15 protein-coding genes are annotated in these 16,131 nt (G+C 68.7%); 1 reads left to right on the forward strand and 14 read right to left on the reverse strand.

The genetic code is table 11. The features are described from left to right. Positions 1–67: 67 nt before the first annotated feature. From IPM45_07835 to IPM45_07870, 8 genes are all read right to left on the reverse strand, one after another. Positions 68–1,519, reverse strand: a complete 1,452-nt coding sequence (locus IPM45_07835; GenBank protein ID MBK9179479.1) for an alpha/beta fold hydrolase — start codon at positions 1,517–1,519, stop codon at positions 68–70. A 4-nt stretch (positions 1,520–1,523) separates the two neighbouring features. Continuing rightward, positions 1,524–2,150, reverse strand: coding sequence for an SRPBCC family protein (locus IPM45_07840; GenBank protein MBK9179480.1), 627 nt, complete (start codon positions 2,148–2,150; stop codon positions 1,524–1,526). A gap of 41 nt (positions 2,151–2,191) precedes the next feature. Next, positions 2,192–2,461: a hypothetical protein gene (locus IPM45_07845; GenBank protein ID MBK9179481.1), complete on the reverse strand. Its 270-nt coding sequence runs from the start codon at positions 2,459–2,461 to the stop codon at positions 2,192–2,194. A 2,668-nt stretch (positions 2,462–5,129) separates the two neighbouring features. Further along, positions 5,130–5,825: a hypothetical protein gene (locus IPM45_07850; protein ID MBK9179482.1), complete on the reverse strand. Its 696-nt coding sequence runs from the start codon at positions 5,823–5,825 to the stop codon at positions 5,130–5,132. A 4-nt stretch (positions 5,826–5,829) separates the two neighbouring features. After that, a complete protein-coding gene (locus IPM45_07855; protein MBK9179483.1) occupies positions 5,830–7,122 on the reverse strand; it encodes a cation:proton antiporter in 1,293 nt (430 codons plus the stop codon). Then, positions 7,119–8,015, reverse strand: a complete 897-nt coding sequence (locus IPM45_07860) for a DUF1254 domain-containing protein (protein ID MBK9179484.1) — start codon at positions 8,013–8,015, stop codon at positions 7,119–7,121. Before IPM45_07860 ends, IPM45_07855 begins: the two co-directional genes overlap by 4 nt. A gap of 93 nt (positions 8,016–8,108) precedes the next feature. Further along, a complete protein-coding gene (locus tag IPM45_07865; GenBank protein MBK9179485.1) occupies positions 8,109–8,774 on the reverse strand; it encodes a hypothetical protein in 666 nt (221 codons plus the stop codon). A 294-nt stretch (positions 8,775–9,068) separates the two neighbouring features. Beyond that, a complete protein-coding gene (locus IPM45_07870) occupies positions 9,069–10,670 on the reverse strand; it encodes a SulP family inorganic anion transporter (protein MBK9179486.1) in 1,602 nt (533 codons plus the stop codon). Between the two features lie 477 nt (positions 10,671–11,147). Here IPM45_07870 and IPM45_07875 point away from each other — a divergent pair, with 477 nt between their 5' ends. Continuing rightward, positions 11,148–11,828, forward strand: a complete 681-nt coding sequence (locus IPM45_07875) for a hypothetical protein (protein ID MBK9179487.1) — start codon at positions 11,148–11,150, stop codon at positions 11,826–11,828. A gap of 458 nt (positions 11,829–12,286) precedes the next feature. Here the strand turns inward: IPM45_07875 and IPM45_07880 are convergent, their stop codons facing one another. The 6 genes from IPM45_07880 to IPM45_07905 form a co-directional block, all read right to left on the reverse strand. Continuing rightward, positions 12,287–12,718: a PIN domain-containing protein gene (locus IPM45_07880; protein ID MBK9179488.1), complete on the reverse strand. Its 432-nt coding sequence runs from the start codon at positions 12,716–12,718 to the stop codon at positions 12,287–12,289. Then, the gene (locus IPM45_07885; GenBank protein ID MBK9179489.1) at positions 12,718–12,966 is read right to left on the reverse strand and encodes a hypothetical protein; all 249 of its coding nucleotides are present in this window, start codon (positions 12,964–12,966) and stop codon (positions 12,718–12,720) included. The genes IPM45_07880 and IPM45_07885 overlap by 1 nt, the downstream gene beginning before the upstream one ends. Before the next feature lie 243 nt (positions 12,967–13,209). Next, entirely contained in the window at positions 13,210–14,532 is a 1,323-nt protein-coding gene (locus IPM45_07890) for a DUF1254 domain-containing protein (protein MBK9179490.1), read from the reverse strand. 592 nt (positions 14,533–15,124) lie between these two features. Then, positions 15,125–15,370, reverse strand: coding sequence for a hypothetical protein (locus IPM45_07895; protein MBK9179491.1), 246 nt, complete (start codon positions 15,368–15,370; stop codon positions 15,125–15,127). A gap of 17 nt (positions 15,371–15,387) precedes the next feature. After that, the gene (locus IPM45_07900) at positions 15,388–15,768 is read right to left on the reverse strand and encodes a hypothetical protein (protein ID MBK9179492.1); all 381 of its coding nucleotides are present in this window, start codon (positions 15,766–15,768) and stop codon (positions 15,388–15,390) included. Between the two features lie 32 nt (positions 15,769–15,800). Beyond that, positions 15,801–16,094 (reverse strand): helix-turn-helix transcriptional regulator, encoded by a 294-nt coding sequence (locus IPM45_07905; protein MBK9179493.1) that lies wholly within the window; start codon positions 16,092–16,094, stop codon positions 15,801–15,803. Positions 16,095–16,131: the final 37 nt, after the last annotated feature.

The following is a 16,131-nucleotide window of genomic DNA, read 5'->3' on the forward strand; positions in this document are numbered from 1 at the left end:
AGCGTGACGGCACCGAGTGCGCCGGCGGCCCAGCGGCATCTCGTCGACATGGCGACCCCCTCGCCTGTCAACGCAGACTCTCGTCGAGGAACTCGACGACTCGCTGCTGCCAGCTGTCCGGTCGTGTTTCGTACCCGCCGGTGTGGTCGGCTCCGTCGACGTTCCACACCGTCACCCGTTCGCTCGCCCCGGCTCGGATGTAGGCAGCGGCGTGAGCCTCGTCGTCCACGTTGCCGGCCGTGATCAGCAGGAAGCGAGTGCCGGGCGCGTTCACCACCGCCGATCGCAGGGAGATGGGCGGCGACGCCTCGGTGAGGTAGTCGGTGATGCCGTTCTGCACCTTCTCGACCTGCTCCTGCAACCAGCCACGCCAGCCGTACACATCGGAGAGCCACGCCTTGTCGGCCGCCTGGCGAGCGGTCGCTCCTTCGGCCACCACGGCTCGGATCCGCGGATCTGCTGCGGCGGCGCCGATGGCCTCCTCGCCTCCCATGGAGAACCCGACGACGCCGATCCGATCGGGCTCGACCTCGGCACGCGATGCCAGGAACTCGGTGCCGGCGGCGATGTCCAGGTCGCCGTACCAGCCGAAGTCCATGGCGGTCCCGTCACTGTCGCCGTGGCCTCGAGCGTCGATGAGCACGACCGAATACCCGCTACGGGCGAGAACTGCAGCCTGGTCGAGCACGTCGGATCGGGTGGAGCCAGCGCCATGCATGACCACCACCCCGGCGCCGTTGGTGCCCGGCACGTACCAGGCGGCCAACTCCACGCCGTCGGTCGTCGTCACCGTGACCGACTCGAACTCCAACCCCCGCGCCGACGGCGTCGACGTGACGTCGGTGGAGGGCACCGTGGTGGCCGCCACCGACGGCGCGACGACCGATACGGCTGCGGCGACGACGGTCAGCACTGCTGCGCCTCCCACCACCTTGCCCAGGCGATGCCGACCCCGCAGTGCCGAGGCGGCACCGACGACGACCAAGGCGACCCCTGAGAGCAGCACGATGATCGACACGACGGAGATGACGGTGAGGCCGTTCTTGACCGGATGCGGCAACAGACCGATACCGACAGCGGCGAGGATCGAACCGACGGCGACGAAGAGGACCCCGCGACGGCGAGGGCTCAGGGTGACGCGTCGCGAGGCGGCAACGAAGTAGATGCCGACGGCCAGGTATGCCGGCTGGAAGAAGGAGAACGCCCGTATCACGGCGACTTGGACGACGATCCACACGATGAGCGACAGCCCGACGACGAGCGCCACGTCATCGGTCCTCGGCCCGCCGGTCCAGGCCGACCAGGCGAGCACGGTGAGGGGAACGCCCACGATGACTGCGAGCGCCAGTCCAGCGAGAACCAGGCTGTCGAACGGCAGACGATCGTTGATGGACGCACCGAAGTCGGTACCGCCCGTGACCAGCCCGACAGCACCCGCCCACGCCGCGAACGCGTTGAAGGCGGCGAAGCCGGCCAACCACGGCCGGCGGGTCCGCGGGCTCGGGGACGACGTCGTCACGCGGTCACCCCTCGATGAGCGGCTGGCTCGCCACGGCAGGATGGACGAGGGACTCGGCTCGGGCTTTGATGCCGCGCATCATCCGGCGGTTCATCGCGAAGTCGCCGAACTCCAGCAGGACCACGCTGAGCGAAGCGCTCAAAGGAGCTCGCCGGTCGTAGAGGGCCCTGATGCGATTGACGAGTCGCGTGCCGCCGTCGCTCGACGAGGTCAACTGCCACGACCACGTCGAGTCCGGCTTCGTCCACAGCAGCCAGCGCTCGACCTCGAACGAGTCGACTCGAAACGCTGTCCGCTCCGTCGGTGGCGGCTTCGGCACCATTGGCACCCAGTGTCCGACGTGCAGGTCCTGCCATGCAGCTTCGATGGTCGTCGCACTCGGGCGGCCGCGGTTGTCGAGCAGGTCATGGCTGTACCACCCGGCACGTGTGCAACCGATCTGCACGAGCCACGGCCACACCAGTGTCGGCGGCGCGGCGATGGTGATCGCACGTGTCGCGCGGAACTGTGCGCCCGGGAGCTGGTCATCGCCGGGCATGCCTGCCCGGACCTCGCTCGACGTGGCGCCCCAGTTCATGTGCCACCGTCGGTAGACCGGTGACGTCAGGAACACCGGCAGGTCGACCAGCACATCGCCGACCTGGCTCACCAGCAACCGCCGAGTGTTCCCGCTCATCCCGACCGCCCTTCTCTCCGTGCACCGACCCGATCGGGTACCACGACAGGTGCCGGGGCCTCGCGATCGGGACAACCGGGCTCGAGGTAGCTGATGCCGTCCACGCGGAACTCGAGGTAGTCGAAGCTCGGTGCATCGGCAGGATGCCACGGCGCCCTGCCGAATGCGCCGATACGCCGGCCGTCGAAGCTGCGGTAGTCGGTGATCGGGGTCGACCACCGCTGCGGCGTGAACGTGCGGCCGTCGGCCGACGAGGCCACCGTCACCGCCCCTCGGTGAGCGTCGGTGTACCGACGCGTCGTCGGCCTCCCCGGGGACTTCTCCTTCGGCATGCCTCCATCCTCGCTTCCGAGGTCTGGGGCCTCCAACGAACCCAGGGCGGTTCCCCTCGGACTGCCAACGCCAGCGACAGGCAGGAGCTCTCGCCCGTGGCATCGGCACACCGTGGGACCGGCGCTGGCTCCGCGGCCGCAGCGTTCTACAGCTGCCCGTCCGCCTCGAGGCGCCGGAACGCCGCCGCGCCCCAGATGGGTGGCAGGTAACACGTGACCATCCGGTAGGCGATGGCGACACCGAACGCCGTTGCGTCGTCCAGACCGGCTGCTGTGAGCAACAGGACGTAGGCGCCCTCGGACACGCCGATGCCGCCCGGAACCGGCATGATCCCCGCGAACAGGGCTACCGACACGTTGATGACGAGCAAGGTGGCCAACGGCAACGAGGTGCCGAAGGCGGCGAGCACGATGCCGAGCGTGGTCGCGAACAACAGCTCGGCGGCGAGGTTGGCGCCGAGGAGTCGGGCGACCCGGGACGGCGTTCGGAGGATCGCCACGGTCTCGATCGCCTCACGGATCCAGGGGCGAACGCGACCCAGCACCCAGTTCCGAGCGCGTGGGACCACCACCGCCAGCAGCGCCACGAGGAGCACGACCGCGATCAGCGCGGTCAGCGCAGCGAGCAGGTCCTCCTGCTGCACGTCGAAGGTGTTCTGGAAGTTGAAGTCCGCGAGTCCCAGCAGCGCGACTGACACGAGGATCAGCATCTGGATCGCGAAGCCGGCCACGCTGTCGACGACGCCGATCGACATCGCGGACACCGATGGGATGCCTCGGCGCTGGAAGAAGCGGACGCTGACCCCGACGCGTGCGAACGTCGAGGGGATCGCGAGGTTGACGAACGTGATGGCGAACTGGAGAAGAGCCACCGGTCCGAACGGGATCGGTCGCGGGCAGGCGGCGCGGGTCGACTCGGCCTGGGGCAGTCGTGGGAGCTGGCCCCATGCGAGGGCGACCAACAGGAGGGCGAGCGACGCCTGGCTGAGCGCATCGACCAGTTCGGCGACGTCGACGCCGGCCAACATGCTGATGAAGAAGTACCCTGCCGCCGCCAGCAGCCCGGCTCGCACCAACGAGGCTGCCGAGACCCGCCGGAGCTTGGCCAACTCGGGTTCCTCGATGCCTGCCGAACGAGCCACCGCGGCGCGAAGCTCGTCCAGATCCAGGTCGGCGTTGTCGAGCGACTGGCGGAGGCGGGTTCCCATGGCGGCGACCTGCAGGTACGGCACGACGGCCGCCAGATCCTCGGCGCCGAGACACCGACGTGCCGCGTCCACCGCTCGTCGCGGCCCCGCCAGGAGAGCCGAGCACACCAGGAGCTGAGCCACGTCGATTCGGCGCTGATCCTCGCTCGGAGCCACGACCACGCCGGCGAGGCCGTCCACCACCACGTCGCCGCCGTCGACGCGGAACAACTCAGGGGCGAGGTCACCATGTGCGAACCCCGCTGCTGCCAGGGTGAGCAACGTGTGCCACATCGCGTCGAGCAGCGCTTCGTCCACCTCGTGACCGTCGAGCGGTACGCCCCGGACCTGCAGCACGATCAGCGCGTCGCCCCCCGTCGTCCGACCAGCGCGCACCACGCGATGCACCGGGACTCCGTCCCGAGCTGCGAACAGCGTCGCGAACGCCTCGTGCTCGGCTTGTTGGACCCGCGTCAAGGTCAGCGCCTCGGCGTCGCGGTACCACAGTGCGCGCCAGGCCTTGGCGAGCAGCTGTGAGTCCCAGGCGTCGCGGCCGTAGACCCGCACGACCAGCAGTAGCCCGTCGGGGTCGGTCGCGTCGAGCACGAACACGCCGGCTCGCTGTCGTCGTCCCTCCGACAACGATGTCACCTCCACCCCGAGCTCCTCGAGGCCGCGACGGACGCCGTCCAGGCTGGGACGCCCACCCGTCGAACCGACGAGGAGGTGCACGATGGCTCCCGCGATGGTGCCGCACAGCACACCGAGGGCAGCACCGCTCGGCGTCGCAGCTTCCAGGAGGACCAGCGAGACCGCCCCCAGGCCCACCAGCCACCGACTCGTCGTTCGGAACGGTCGGGTGATGTGCGGCGACGCAACCACCGTCACCGCGGACACCAGAGCGAGACGAACCGACACCGGATCCGCAGGAGGACCTGTGGCCGTCAACGACGACCACAGGTCGATCTCGTCACCTGCGACGAGATCCGTCACGACGGTCACGATCACCGCTGCGCCGAGGAGCCCGAACAGCTGGTCGCGCAGGATGTCCACGCGCCAGCGGACGAGGGAGACGAACACGAGGAAGACGCCCCACAGGCTCAGCAGGGCGACGCCGACGTTCCACACCACGTCGAGGAAGGCCGGCACGGCGACGGCGACGGCGATCAGCGCCTGCTCGAACGCCGACGGCGGCTCGCTCAGCTCACCCAGCGCCACCACGCCGACGACGCACAACGCCAGCAGGACCAGATCGGTCGCACGCCGCGACCGCGGACTGCCCCTGCCCGATGCATACAGCCGCGTTCGCTGCGGCCGGGACCACAATCGCCCGGTCAGCGTCGGGTTCGCGGCCCCCTGGACCGGGGTCGGCACCTCCCTCATCGGCCCACGTTCCCTCCGCGCGCAGTGACCCGTCAGTCCGGATCGCCGTGGGCGCGACGTGCCGGGTCGAGTGCCCGCTTCCCCACCGACAGGATGTGGATGCTCATGAGCACGACCCACAGGGGGAACAGCATCTCGAGCCAGGGGACGGCGGCTGCGGCGAGCAGCAGCGCCAGGGCGCTCAGGTAGCCAACGATCTGCAGCCATCGGGGCAACACCCCGAGGCGGCGGGCGAGGGTCGTGGTGGCGATGGCGAACACCGCACCCATCCGCAGGCCATAGGTGGCCATGATGGTGAACACGAGCCGGCGGCCGAACCGCCAGACGTCCGCATCGATGGTTGCGTTCGCGGTGACCCCGACGAGGGTCGCCATGATCGCTCCGCAGATGAACAGCATCGCGACGAACAGCAGGCCGCTTCCGAGGAAGACGGTCGCGAAGAACCGGTCTTCCCGGTCGCCGAGGTGGTCTCGGATGACGCCGATGAACCACAGGAACGCGATGCCGGCGAACGGAAGCAGCGCGAGCGCGACCTCGACCCGGGTTCGCTGGGCGCTCGAGGTCAACCAGCTGCCGACGTCGTCGGGGTCAACAGGGATGGCGCTGCGGAACAGGCTGATGGCGGCGACGAACAGCACCGAGAACACGATGCCGGCAACGGCGGCGGCACGTGGTGCCCGCGCGGCGGCTGCAAGTCGGTCGAGTTCGTCGGTCGTGTTCTCGGTCATCTCGTCACCTGACAGGTCTACCGCCGCCGTGACGGTGGCGGGTGAGGATCGGTTGTCGGGCGCGGGGGCCGGCCGTGTGGTCGGCGTGTTCGCGCTGGACGTAGCCCCGCCCGCCGGGGCCGGCGCTGAGGCCGTGCAGCAGGATGCTGGCCGCGACGGTCAGCGCCACGGCAGCCACGGCGCGGTTGGCGGCGGGGTCGGTCTCGCCGAGCTCTTCGATGGCCAGCAGCGCGAACACCACCGACGCCAGTCCCCGCGGTCCGAACCAGGCGAGGAACAGCGTGGTGGGCCGGTCGAGCCCCACTCCGAGCATGCTCAACGCGACCGGCAGCATCCGCACGACGGTGAGGCTGAGCAGCGCGTACACCGCGACGGAGGCGTCGAGATGCTCGAACGCGATCGGCAACAGGCTGGCGCCGAACAGGAACCACACCACGAGCGCGAGCAGCTCGCCGCCGAGCTCGGGCAGCTCGTTGGTCTGTTCGACATCGAGCGCCTCACGGTCGGCCAGCGCCCCGAAGGCGATGCCCGCCACGAACGCGGCGATGAACCCGTTGCCGTCGAACGCGAGCGTCACCGCCAGCGCGCTCGAGGCCAGCGCAAGGGCTGCGAGGCGACGGCCTCCGGGGGCGATCCACCCCTGCAGGGACGCTCGGTTCAGGACCAGCGCCCCCACCGCGCCGAGCACGACACCGACGACGACACCGACCCCGAGCTCGCGCAGCGCGGCACCGAACTCGATCGACACGCTCTCACTCGTCTGGCCGAGCTGGCTGGCCGCGACCGCCAGGGCAACCATGACGACCGGAGTCACGATGCCGTCATTGAGGCCGCTCTCCACGTTGAGCGACCGGCGGAGACGCATCGGGATGCGCTCGTCGTTGATGACCTGCACGCTCAACGCCGCATCGGTGGGTGCCAACGCCGCGCCCAGGAACAGGGCGAGACCCCACGGCAGGTCGAACACCATGGCGGCGATCGCCGCGCCGGCTGCCACCGAGAGCGGAAGGCCGACACCGAGGAGCCGAACCGGCAACGCAGGGTCGGCCTTCAGCTCTCGCAGGTTGACGCGGGCGGCGTCGGTGAACAGCAACAGTGCGAGGGTGACCTCGGCGATGAGATGGATCGAGGACGCCTCGACATCGACGGTCACGGGTCCCCAGGTGGGGTTGGCGAGCAGGTACCCGGCGACTGCGAACACGAGCGGGCCGGTCACGTTCCGGCGCGCCAAGGCGCCGGAGGTCGCCGCCCAGGCGAACAGCAGCAGACCGACCAGCGCGACGGCGCCGACAGTCATCTGTCGAGCGGTTCCACCGTCGGGAAGGTCCAACTGCCGTCGAGGATCTCAACCCGGGGTTGGTAGAGACGGACCGTGTAGTTCCAGCCGTCGACGAGTCGAAGGCAGTTCGGTCGCCCGTCACCACAACCACCGAAGTGGACCACGACGGACCCGTCGGGCTCCTTCGCCGCGGTGACCTGGTTGACGCTGCAGCCGCCGTCACCACCGGTCTCGAAGTATCCGTCCGCGTTGTACACCGAGATCGACCAGAACGCGTCGACCGGGACATCAGCCACGACGATCCGGTACTCGCCGACCGGCAATCCGGGTTCTACCGTCAGGTAGAACGCCTCCCGCTCGGGCAGCCCTCCCCAGCCGATCGCCGTCCCGATCAGGTGACGGACCGGGTCCACATCCGCTTGCGTTCCGAACATCCCTTCGGTGCCCCCGACGGTCCGCCCGAGCGCCACCAGCGCGTCACGCACCGCAGCGAAGGACACCTCGTCGTAGTCCGGTATCACCAACGGTTCCGCAGAACCCGCAGCGAGGGCGAGGCCGTCCTGCACGGCGTTCGCCGCGGCGACGTCGTCGGGGTCGGCGGGATCGACGAACACCCGCATCGCCAACAACACGTACCGGGTGCCGTGGTCGTCGATCGACAGCCGGTGCTCGCCGGGGGTGCGCAGCACCTGGTTGATGAAGTGGTCCTGGTTGACCACCATCAACGTGGCGTAGCGCTCGCCGCTGTCGGGCACCGTCACGACCGCGCCCTCGTCGAGGTCCACGACGGCGAAGCTGTAGAGCGTGTCGCGGTTCATGCGCACGACCGTCTGCTGATCGAGCGGTGTCGGTACCCGGTTGTGCTGCCAGCGGTTGATGCCACCGGCCCCTGCCATCAGGTTCGACATCATCCGGTTCGACTCGGCCCGCACGAAGTTGTCGACCGATACCGCCACCGTGTCAGCCACGGTCGCACCCCACGTGCGTGGGGACACCCTCGACCGTCACTGCCATGGGTCGAAGTTGTTCACGCCATCGATGCAGCCCTGGTACATGTTGGCCAGGTCGTCAGGGACGATGTTCGCCAGACCGTGCGTGTCGATCACCAGGTCCTCGTCGAGGATCTTCGCCGAGAACTCCCAGCCCTCCGGCAGCGTGAGACGATCACCCAGGCCGGCCAGCACCTCGGCGGTGAGGTCCGTTGCCTTGTGGTTCGTGTAGGTCTGCATCACCCAGGTCACACCCTCGGGGGAGCGCAGGAGGAACACCGGACGACCAGCGAGGAACCGGTAGGTGGTGACCCGGTGGATCTGCATCGGGTGATATGCCATCGCCGATTGATCGCGACCGGGATCGAAGTCCGCCGGCATGTGCATGTCGGCCGCGAGGTTGAACATGATTCCGCCGAGTTCCCGCGGCTCGCCGGCCAACTCCAGCGTCAACTCGTCCATCATCCAGAACCGACGCGGGTTCTTCCACACCCGATCACACCCCGTCTCCTTCGCCAACGCCTCCGTGTCGATCGCCTCGAACTCTTCCTCGGGGCAGGGACCGAATCCGGTGGTGTTGTAGACGAGCGCGCCGTAACCGCCCTCCTGCTCTGTCAGCAGGAAGATCTCTCCCTGCGCGTAGTCCCGAGTGCCCTTGACATCCAATGGTGAGCTGGTCATCCGTTCGGTTCCCTTCTTGGTTATCTCGTCGCGAGAGGGCGTGTTAGGGGCTGGTAGGCAAAGCTCTCGTGCTTCACCATGGCATCGGGGACGTCGAGCCACATGACCCAGCGGGCCTTCAGACCGTTGAAGTCCCGCTCGGCACCCACGATCACCTCGATCCAGTCCAGGCACCACGACCTCGGTCCGAGCCAACGGCTGTCGACCGTCCATGTCGGGGGGCCGGCCGCTCAGTGCCGAAGGTCCCACCGGACTCCAGCGATACGAGGACACCCATTGGCCGGCAGCGATCGATCATGGCGCAGTGTGCGGCGGCAGGCTGCATGCTGCGACCGCGGCGGTCACCGTTCCATGGACATGATCGGCCCCGATGACCTCGGTGAGACCGAGGTCATCGAAGCGTCGCTGCAGTTCCACGGTGGCCCGTGCGATGTGCAGCTCGATGTTCCGGTCGCGAAGACCGCTGTTCACCTCACGCAACGCGACTCCTGCGCTGGCGTCGATGTCGCTGATAGCGGTTGCGTCGAGGACGACGTGTCGCACGGGTTTGGGTGCGCCGTCGACGGCGGCCCAGAGCCGGCGCTTGAAGAAGTGGGCGTTGGCGAAGAACAACCGGTCCTGGATGCGGTAGACGACCACGCCGGGCGTGACACCAGCGTCGGGGTGGTCGCTGACGTCGACGTAGCGGTCCTCATCGGGCGCCCATCCGAGCACGGCGTCCGCGGGTCGTGCAGCCCTGCGGATGATGTCGATGATGGACAGCACGACCGCCACGACGATCGCCTGCAGGACACCGATGGTGACCACGAACAGCGCCGTGACTCCTGCGATGACGACCTCGGAACGGCTGCTGCGGGCGAGCGCCCGCCACTGGTCGGGCTCGATCAGCTTCGAGGCGGCGAACACGATCACCGCGCCGAGGATCGCCGAGGGCAGGTACTCGATCGGCGCGGTGAGGAACAGGAGGATGGCGCCGATCGTCGCAGCGGCGACCAGCCCGCTCACCTGGCTCGTCGCTCCCATGTCGTCGTTGACCGCTGTGCGTGACCCGCTCGTCCCGACCGGTATGCCCTGGGTGACCCCTGACGCCACCTGCGCGAAGCCGAACGCCAGCAGTTCCTGGTTCGCATCGACGACCTCGTGGTGACGCGCGGCGAACGAGCGAGCAGTGAGGATCCCATCGGCGAACGCCACGAGGAAGATGGCCACGGCCGCCGCCGCCAGTGTCCCGACGTCCGAACGCGACACCTCGGGCACCGCGAGCGACGGCAAGCCGCTCGGCACCGCACCGGTGACCGCCACGCCCCGGGACGCAAGGTCCAGCGCCCATGACGCCGCGATGCCGAGCACCATGAGCACCAGCGCGCCGGGGATGCGCTTGTTGATCCTGGCGAACAGGAACAGGAGCACCAGTGCCAGGGCCCCGACCACCACCGTCGCCGTGTTGGCGTCGCCGATGCGGCGCACGATGTCGAGCGCTTCGCGGATGGCGCCTTCCTCGTCGCTGGAGATGCCGACCAGCTTGCCGAGCTGACCGAGGATCAGCACGACGGCAACCCCGGTGATGTAGCCGACGAGCACCGCCTGGGAGAAGTAGTCGGCGATCCAACCGATGCGGATGAGCCGAGCCACGAAGAAGACCAGGCCGACCAGCAGCGCCAGCATCGCGGCGAGGGCGGCGTACTCCGCGCTGCCGGCGGCGGCCAGCGGGCCGAGCGCCGTCGCAACGAGCAGCGCGACGGTGCCCTCCGGACCGATGACCACCCGGGGCGCAGACCCGAACACGGCGTACGCCACGACCGGCAGCAACAGCGCATAGAGGCCGGCGCTGACTGGTGCACCTGCCAGCTCAGCGAACGCCATGGCCGACGGAAGGGCCAGCGCCGCGACCGTCATGCCAGCAACGGTGTCGACCTGAAGACGATCCCTCGAGTACCCCGACAACGATCGAGCGAAGGGCACGAACCGGGTGGTGATCGGCGGTCGGCTCTCCGACGCGAACGCGCTCCGACCCCGGTACGCCTCTCGGAACGGTCTCACGGACACCACTACAGCACGGGGACCGGCGCCCGACGTCGCCCCAACAGGATGAGCGACATCATCAGCAGCGAGGATCTCGGCGAGCCCAGTCCCGAGCGTGCGCATCTCGTTGACGCTGACCGGGTTCCAGGGTGGCCTCCAGGTCAACCAGACGCGACGCCAATCGCCCGCCACGGTGCCCGAGCAGCAGTCGGGACCTCTGGCCCTGGGTCGCAGAGCACATCCCTGTAGCGTGGCGGCAGGTCAGGCAGAGCCATCGACGGCCACACGTTCACGATGGCCGCGACTGATGCAACGAGGCTGTATCCGCCATTGACCTAGGAGAAGCGAACGATGTCGACGACCCCGATCGAGGAGGGTACCGTCACTCTGACTGCGGACAACCTCCGCGGAGTGCCGCACGCCGAGGTCATCATCTTCACCGAGGACGCCGATGGCCCGGGCGCCTCGAGCGTGTTCTACAACAGCCTGGGACTTCCCCAGGAACTGTCGGGCGACGATTTCGACGCCCACTTCCGAGCGTTGGACCCCGAGGCCCTCAAGGCCGAGTTCCACGGTGACGGTGTCTGGATGAACGGCCCGCGCCGTTCGATGATGGACACGGCAACGGTCGAGTTCCTGGAATCCGGCAAGATCACCCCTATCGGCGACATCCCCATGCGGACCGGAGGCCGGGTCCATGTCGCTGACCTGGCGGGCCTCTTGGGGAAGCGGCCCGCGTACAGCGAGCTCCGGGTCGAACGCACAACCGAATGGGTCTTCCTTGCCGGCAGGCAGGTGTACGAGCTCGTTTCGCCGTCGGGATCGCTGTACGTGTTGCAGAGCCTCTCTCGGGCGGTGGACCCGAATCTGGACGTCGAGCAGCTGCCAACACTCGGAGATCGCATGCAACTCCCGGACGGATGGGAGTACCGCGTGCGCACCTTGGACGACGACCTCATTGTCCGCGCCAGCGGCGACGCACACATCGTCTTCGACGAGTACGAGAGCAACTACCAGCGCCTCGACAGATAGCTTCCGCCCGCCGCCGCGCACCGCACGGACAAGCGGAACGGCCGCGCCGGCGTACCCCGTCATCCGGTTCATCACCTGCGTCACACCCGAAGCGACAGCGCTCATCGCCACCGGCGTGCCGGCCGAGATCGTGTCCGGACGGCTCGGTCTCTCCCGGGCGAGCTGCACCATCGACACCGATCAGCACATCCTCTGACCCGACTTCGCGGGTGGTCCGCAGGCGTCGATCGCGAACTGGCGGGATCAGTTCCTCGACGGCGGCGCGCAGGCGGTAGCTGCTCCTCCCGGCTGGTCGGCGCGGTGCGCCAACCGACGATCTTGCGGGCGAACACGTCGATGACGAACGCGGTGTGGACGAAGCCGGACCAGGTCGGCACATGGGTGAAGTCCAACGTCGCGTCGGGTTCCCCGGCCGCACCCGCAGAGGAGTCACCCGCCAGGGTGGTCGAGTCCGACGATCAGGACCGGTCGAGCCAGACCTGGAGGGTCTCCGTCGTCCAGGTTCCGACGCCGGTTCCGAGGAAGTCGTTGTCGTTGGTCCAGATGTCCGCCGACAGCGCGAGGGCGGTGGCGACCACTGGCCAGTCGGCCGGGTCCCGGAGCGACCGCGCTCGCGCTTCGTCTTCGAGCGCCGAGTAGATCGCCTCGTCGAGGACCACGACGTTGGCCTCGACCGCGTCGAGGCACAGCTGCGAGAGCTCCTCGCCGACCGCCGGCGCGAGTCCCCGGCGGCGGATGAAGGCTGCGATGCGACGGGGCAGCTCAACTCGCGCCTCAGCCCACATCTGCTCGGGCAGGAACAGCTCGGGGCGGTCGTCGCCGAGACGTTCGCGGCCGGCTCGGCGCAGCAGCTCGCCGACGAGGACGCTGGTGTCGACGACAAGACGCATCAGCGCCGGCGTCGCGGGCGGGCCACCTCGCCGACGAGCTCGTCCTCGTCCACCCCGGCGGCACCGAGCACGTCGTCGACGGCTGCGCCGAGCCGGCCGAGGGCCTTGCGCCCGGCCTTGCGGTCCTTGGCCGCGATCGGGACGTAGAAGCCGATCGGCTCGCCATGTCGCTCGATGACCAGCGTCTCACCGGCGCCCATCATCGACGTGGCGTGATCACGGAACTCTCGGACGCCGACTGACCGCATCGCTCACCTCCCGCGGTTGTGGACACGAGTGTAGCCACAACGCCGGGCGTCGGGCGGGCTGTTGCCAGGCGGCCCGCGAGGGCTGCCCGGGGCGGCAGGAGCACCTGGACACGACGAGGACCACCCCGTCCCAACCGTCGAGCCTCCAACGACCCAGGGTTCCTGTCTGACTGGCTGGACCGCAGACGCCCACATGGCCGTGGCCGCCCACGACGTCCCTGGCGCCCTCGGTCGCGAGCGCGGTCAGTCGACGCGCCGGATCGGCGGCATCGCGTAGGTCCCGTCGAGCACGCTGTCCCCCGGTACGTACATGCGCAGTATCGGACGGAAATCACCCGGTGGGGTTGGCAGCCAGTTCGCTGCCTCGTCGCCTTCTGGTGCTTCGGTCTGCATGAGGATCGTGATCGAGCCGTCATCGTCGTAGCGGAGCCCAGGCGTGCGGTCGCCGATCGAGTACCGGTCGATGGGGTTGTCGACGAGGTAGTAGGTCGGTGTGTCGTACATGGTGAGCGACCAGAACGCCTTGGCGGGCGGCGGCGGCTCGAAGGTCACCTCGTAGCGGTGAGCGCCGTTGAGCGTGTCGCCGTTCACGTCGTGGTGCACGAGCTCGTAGTCGGCTTCGTAGCCGTGGTTGCCCCACAGCCCGGCGCGGGCCGCCACGGCGCGGCTGACGTAGGCCTTCCTGCGGTCGTCGATCCTCCACTCGGGAGTGTCGATGGTGCCGGGGCCGAGCCGGTCGAGGTTGTAATCGAAGAGGTGGAGCGCCGAGGTCCATGCGCCGGGCGGGGTGTCACCGCCGGCGGCGAGGGCCTCGACCAGCGCCTTTCCCTGGGCTTCTCCCTCCTTCAGCACGGAGATCAGGTCCGAGGGGAGATCCGACAGCGTGGCGGCGTCGGTCAAGCCCGCCTGGGTGGCGATGTCGACGAACTCGGTGTCGGCGGCCGGCGGTGGGAACGCTGCCAGATAGGTGCGGAAGCGCTCCCAGAAGACGAGGTCGTCGGCAACGGTGGTGTCGTAGCCGGGTGCGCCGCCACCATCCGTCGTGCCAGGGGCGGGGGTGAGGGTGAACTGGTCCTGGACGGTGTGGACGGCGGCGAGGTCCGCCTCGCCGTCGACCTGGACGCGCCCCACGATCACCGCCAGGGTGCTCGGCACCTCGATCGGCGTGACGCCGCCGGGGATCGGGCCGTCGTGGCCGGCGGGGACGAGGAGCCAGTCGGCGGCCGCGGTGCCCGTGGCGCGCTGGCCGACGTAGGCGAAGTTGTTCGACCAGGCGTCGACGAGCTGCAGCACGTAGTAGCGGTCGCCGGTGTCGGGGGTGTGCAGCAGGAGCGGGCCGCCGCTCATGTCCAGCGCCGCGACGACGTAGAGGGTGTCGTTGTTCGGGCTGACGAACTCAGCCTCGGGGCCGAGGAGGTCGCGGGCGCCGTTGAAGGTGTTGAACGGCGCCGCCCTCGGGAACAGGGTCGTGCGGCCATCGGTGAGCTTGAGGATCTCGTCGGTGCAGTAGACGAGCGGGTAGCCGTAGATGTAGAGCTCGGCCGCCGCCTGCGCCTCGATCGTCATGTCAGTTCACGTCCCCTTGTGCGCCACCTTCGATCTCACCGAGTGATCCCAGAGGCGACGTCGCCGTCGAATCTCGCACCGAATGATCAGCCGGAGCACCATCACCCACCGCGCTGTTCTCGCGGGTCGTCAAGGCCTTCCGGTCGTCGAGGATCTCCCGTCTCGGTCGCCCTGACGGACCGTGGCGGGTGAGCGCCAGGACTGCATGACTCGCCACGCCGAGTGGTGAGCCATCAGCTCGCACGTTCGGACGACGGCGGACTCCTCGCCGAGTTCACCATCAACCCGACCAAGGACTACCAACCCCAGAAACGACCCGGACAACGTGCATGAGTTGTACGGGATGCCACGCGACACCCGTCCGGGATGTCTCGCGACACAACATTGGTGGCGGGGGCAGGATTTGAACCTGCGACCTTCGGGCTATGAGACAGACGAGGCGTATCCCAGCCCGCACCTGGGCGTCCCGTGCAGTACCTCTGAGCTGGCGTTTCGCGCTGCTGCACTCCCCGAACGTACCGCCTCGTACCACTCCGTCACTCGGAGAAGTGTAGAAGAAGTGTAGAAGTCCGACGTCAGTTGGCTGGGCACGTCAGGCCACCGTCCGGTCGAGTAGATGGCGGTTCTTCGCGACCGACCCGGGCAGGATCGCGAAGTGGACCTGGCCGTCGTCGTCGACGGCGACGACCCGCACGACAGCCTTGGCCTTGGAGTTGCCAGCAAGCAGCATCGCTCCAGGGCGGACGCGATCGGGTGCCGCGGCGTCGGCGAGGGTGGACCAGCCGAGGCCGTCGTCGTCCTGGTCGTTGAGGTCGGCGATGAGGTCGAGATCATCCATGGGTCACGTCGGTTCGGTCAGTCCTCATGGTACGGGTTGAGCCAGCTGCGATGCTCGCAGGCTTCGAGCGCCTCCACGCCGCCGTCGAGATCGTCGAAGGCGACGATGAAATGCCTGGGGTTGCGACCAGTGGGCTCGAGTCGAAAGCCCGCTGCGAGGAGGGTTCCCGCCCGGACGAGCGTCAGGACCTCGAAGCGCACCAGCGGGGCCTGCTGCGCCAGCTCATCGACGGTGGCGTCACGAGCTGCGAACACCGAGACCCCGTACTCGCCGTACACGGCGTGATAGCGCAAGGCGTCTGCCCGTACGACGTCAGGATCGAGTTCGCCGCCACGGATGATGACGGTGTCGTCGTCATCGAGATGATCCCCCGGTCGGATATGACGTTGCTTCGTCACGCGCGCGCTCCTTGCGCTCGGCCGTCAGCGGATCAGACGATCTGGACGCCGTGCTCGATTCTGGCGGGGGCCTTCTCAGGGAACGACACGACGAGGTGCCGATCGACCGCGACCGCGAGCCGGGCAAGGGTGTCAAGACGGTTGCGCGCTCCACCACCTTCCTCGAGGCGCGAGATCACCGACTGGGTGGTACCCATCCGCTCGGCGACCTCGCGTTGGCTGAGGCCTGCCGCGGATCGAAGGTCGAAGATGAGCTGGCCGAGGGCGAGGTCCTGCTCGGAGCGGGCCCGGGCCTCGGCGTCGAGCCGACGGGGCTTCCGCTTGATGTCGTCCCAGCGGGAGTGGTTGGCCACTCTCCGAATA

Source organism: Acidimicrobiales bacterium (assembly GCA_016716005.1).
In the GTDB taxonomy this organism is placed as follows: Bacteria; Actinomycetota; Acidimicrobiia; order Acidimicrobiales; family JADJXE01; genus JADJXE01.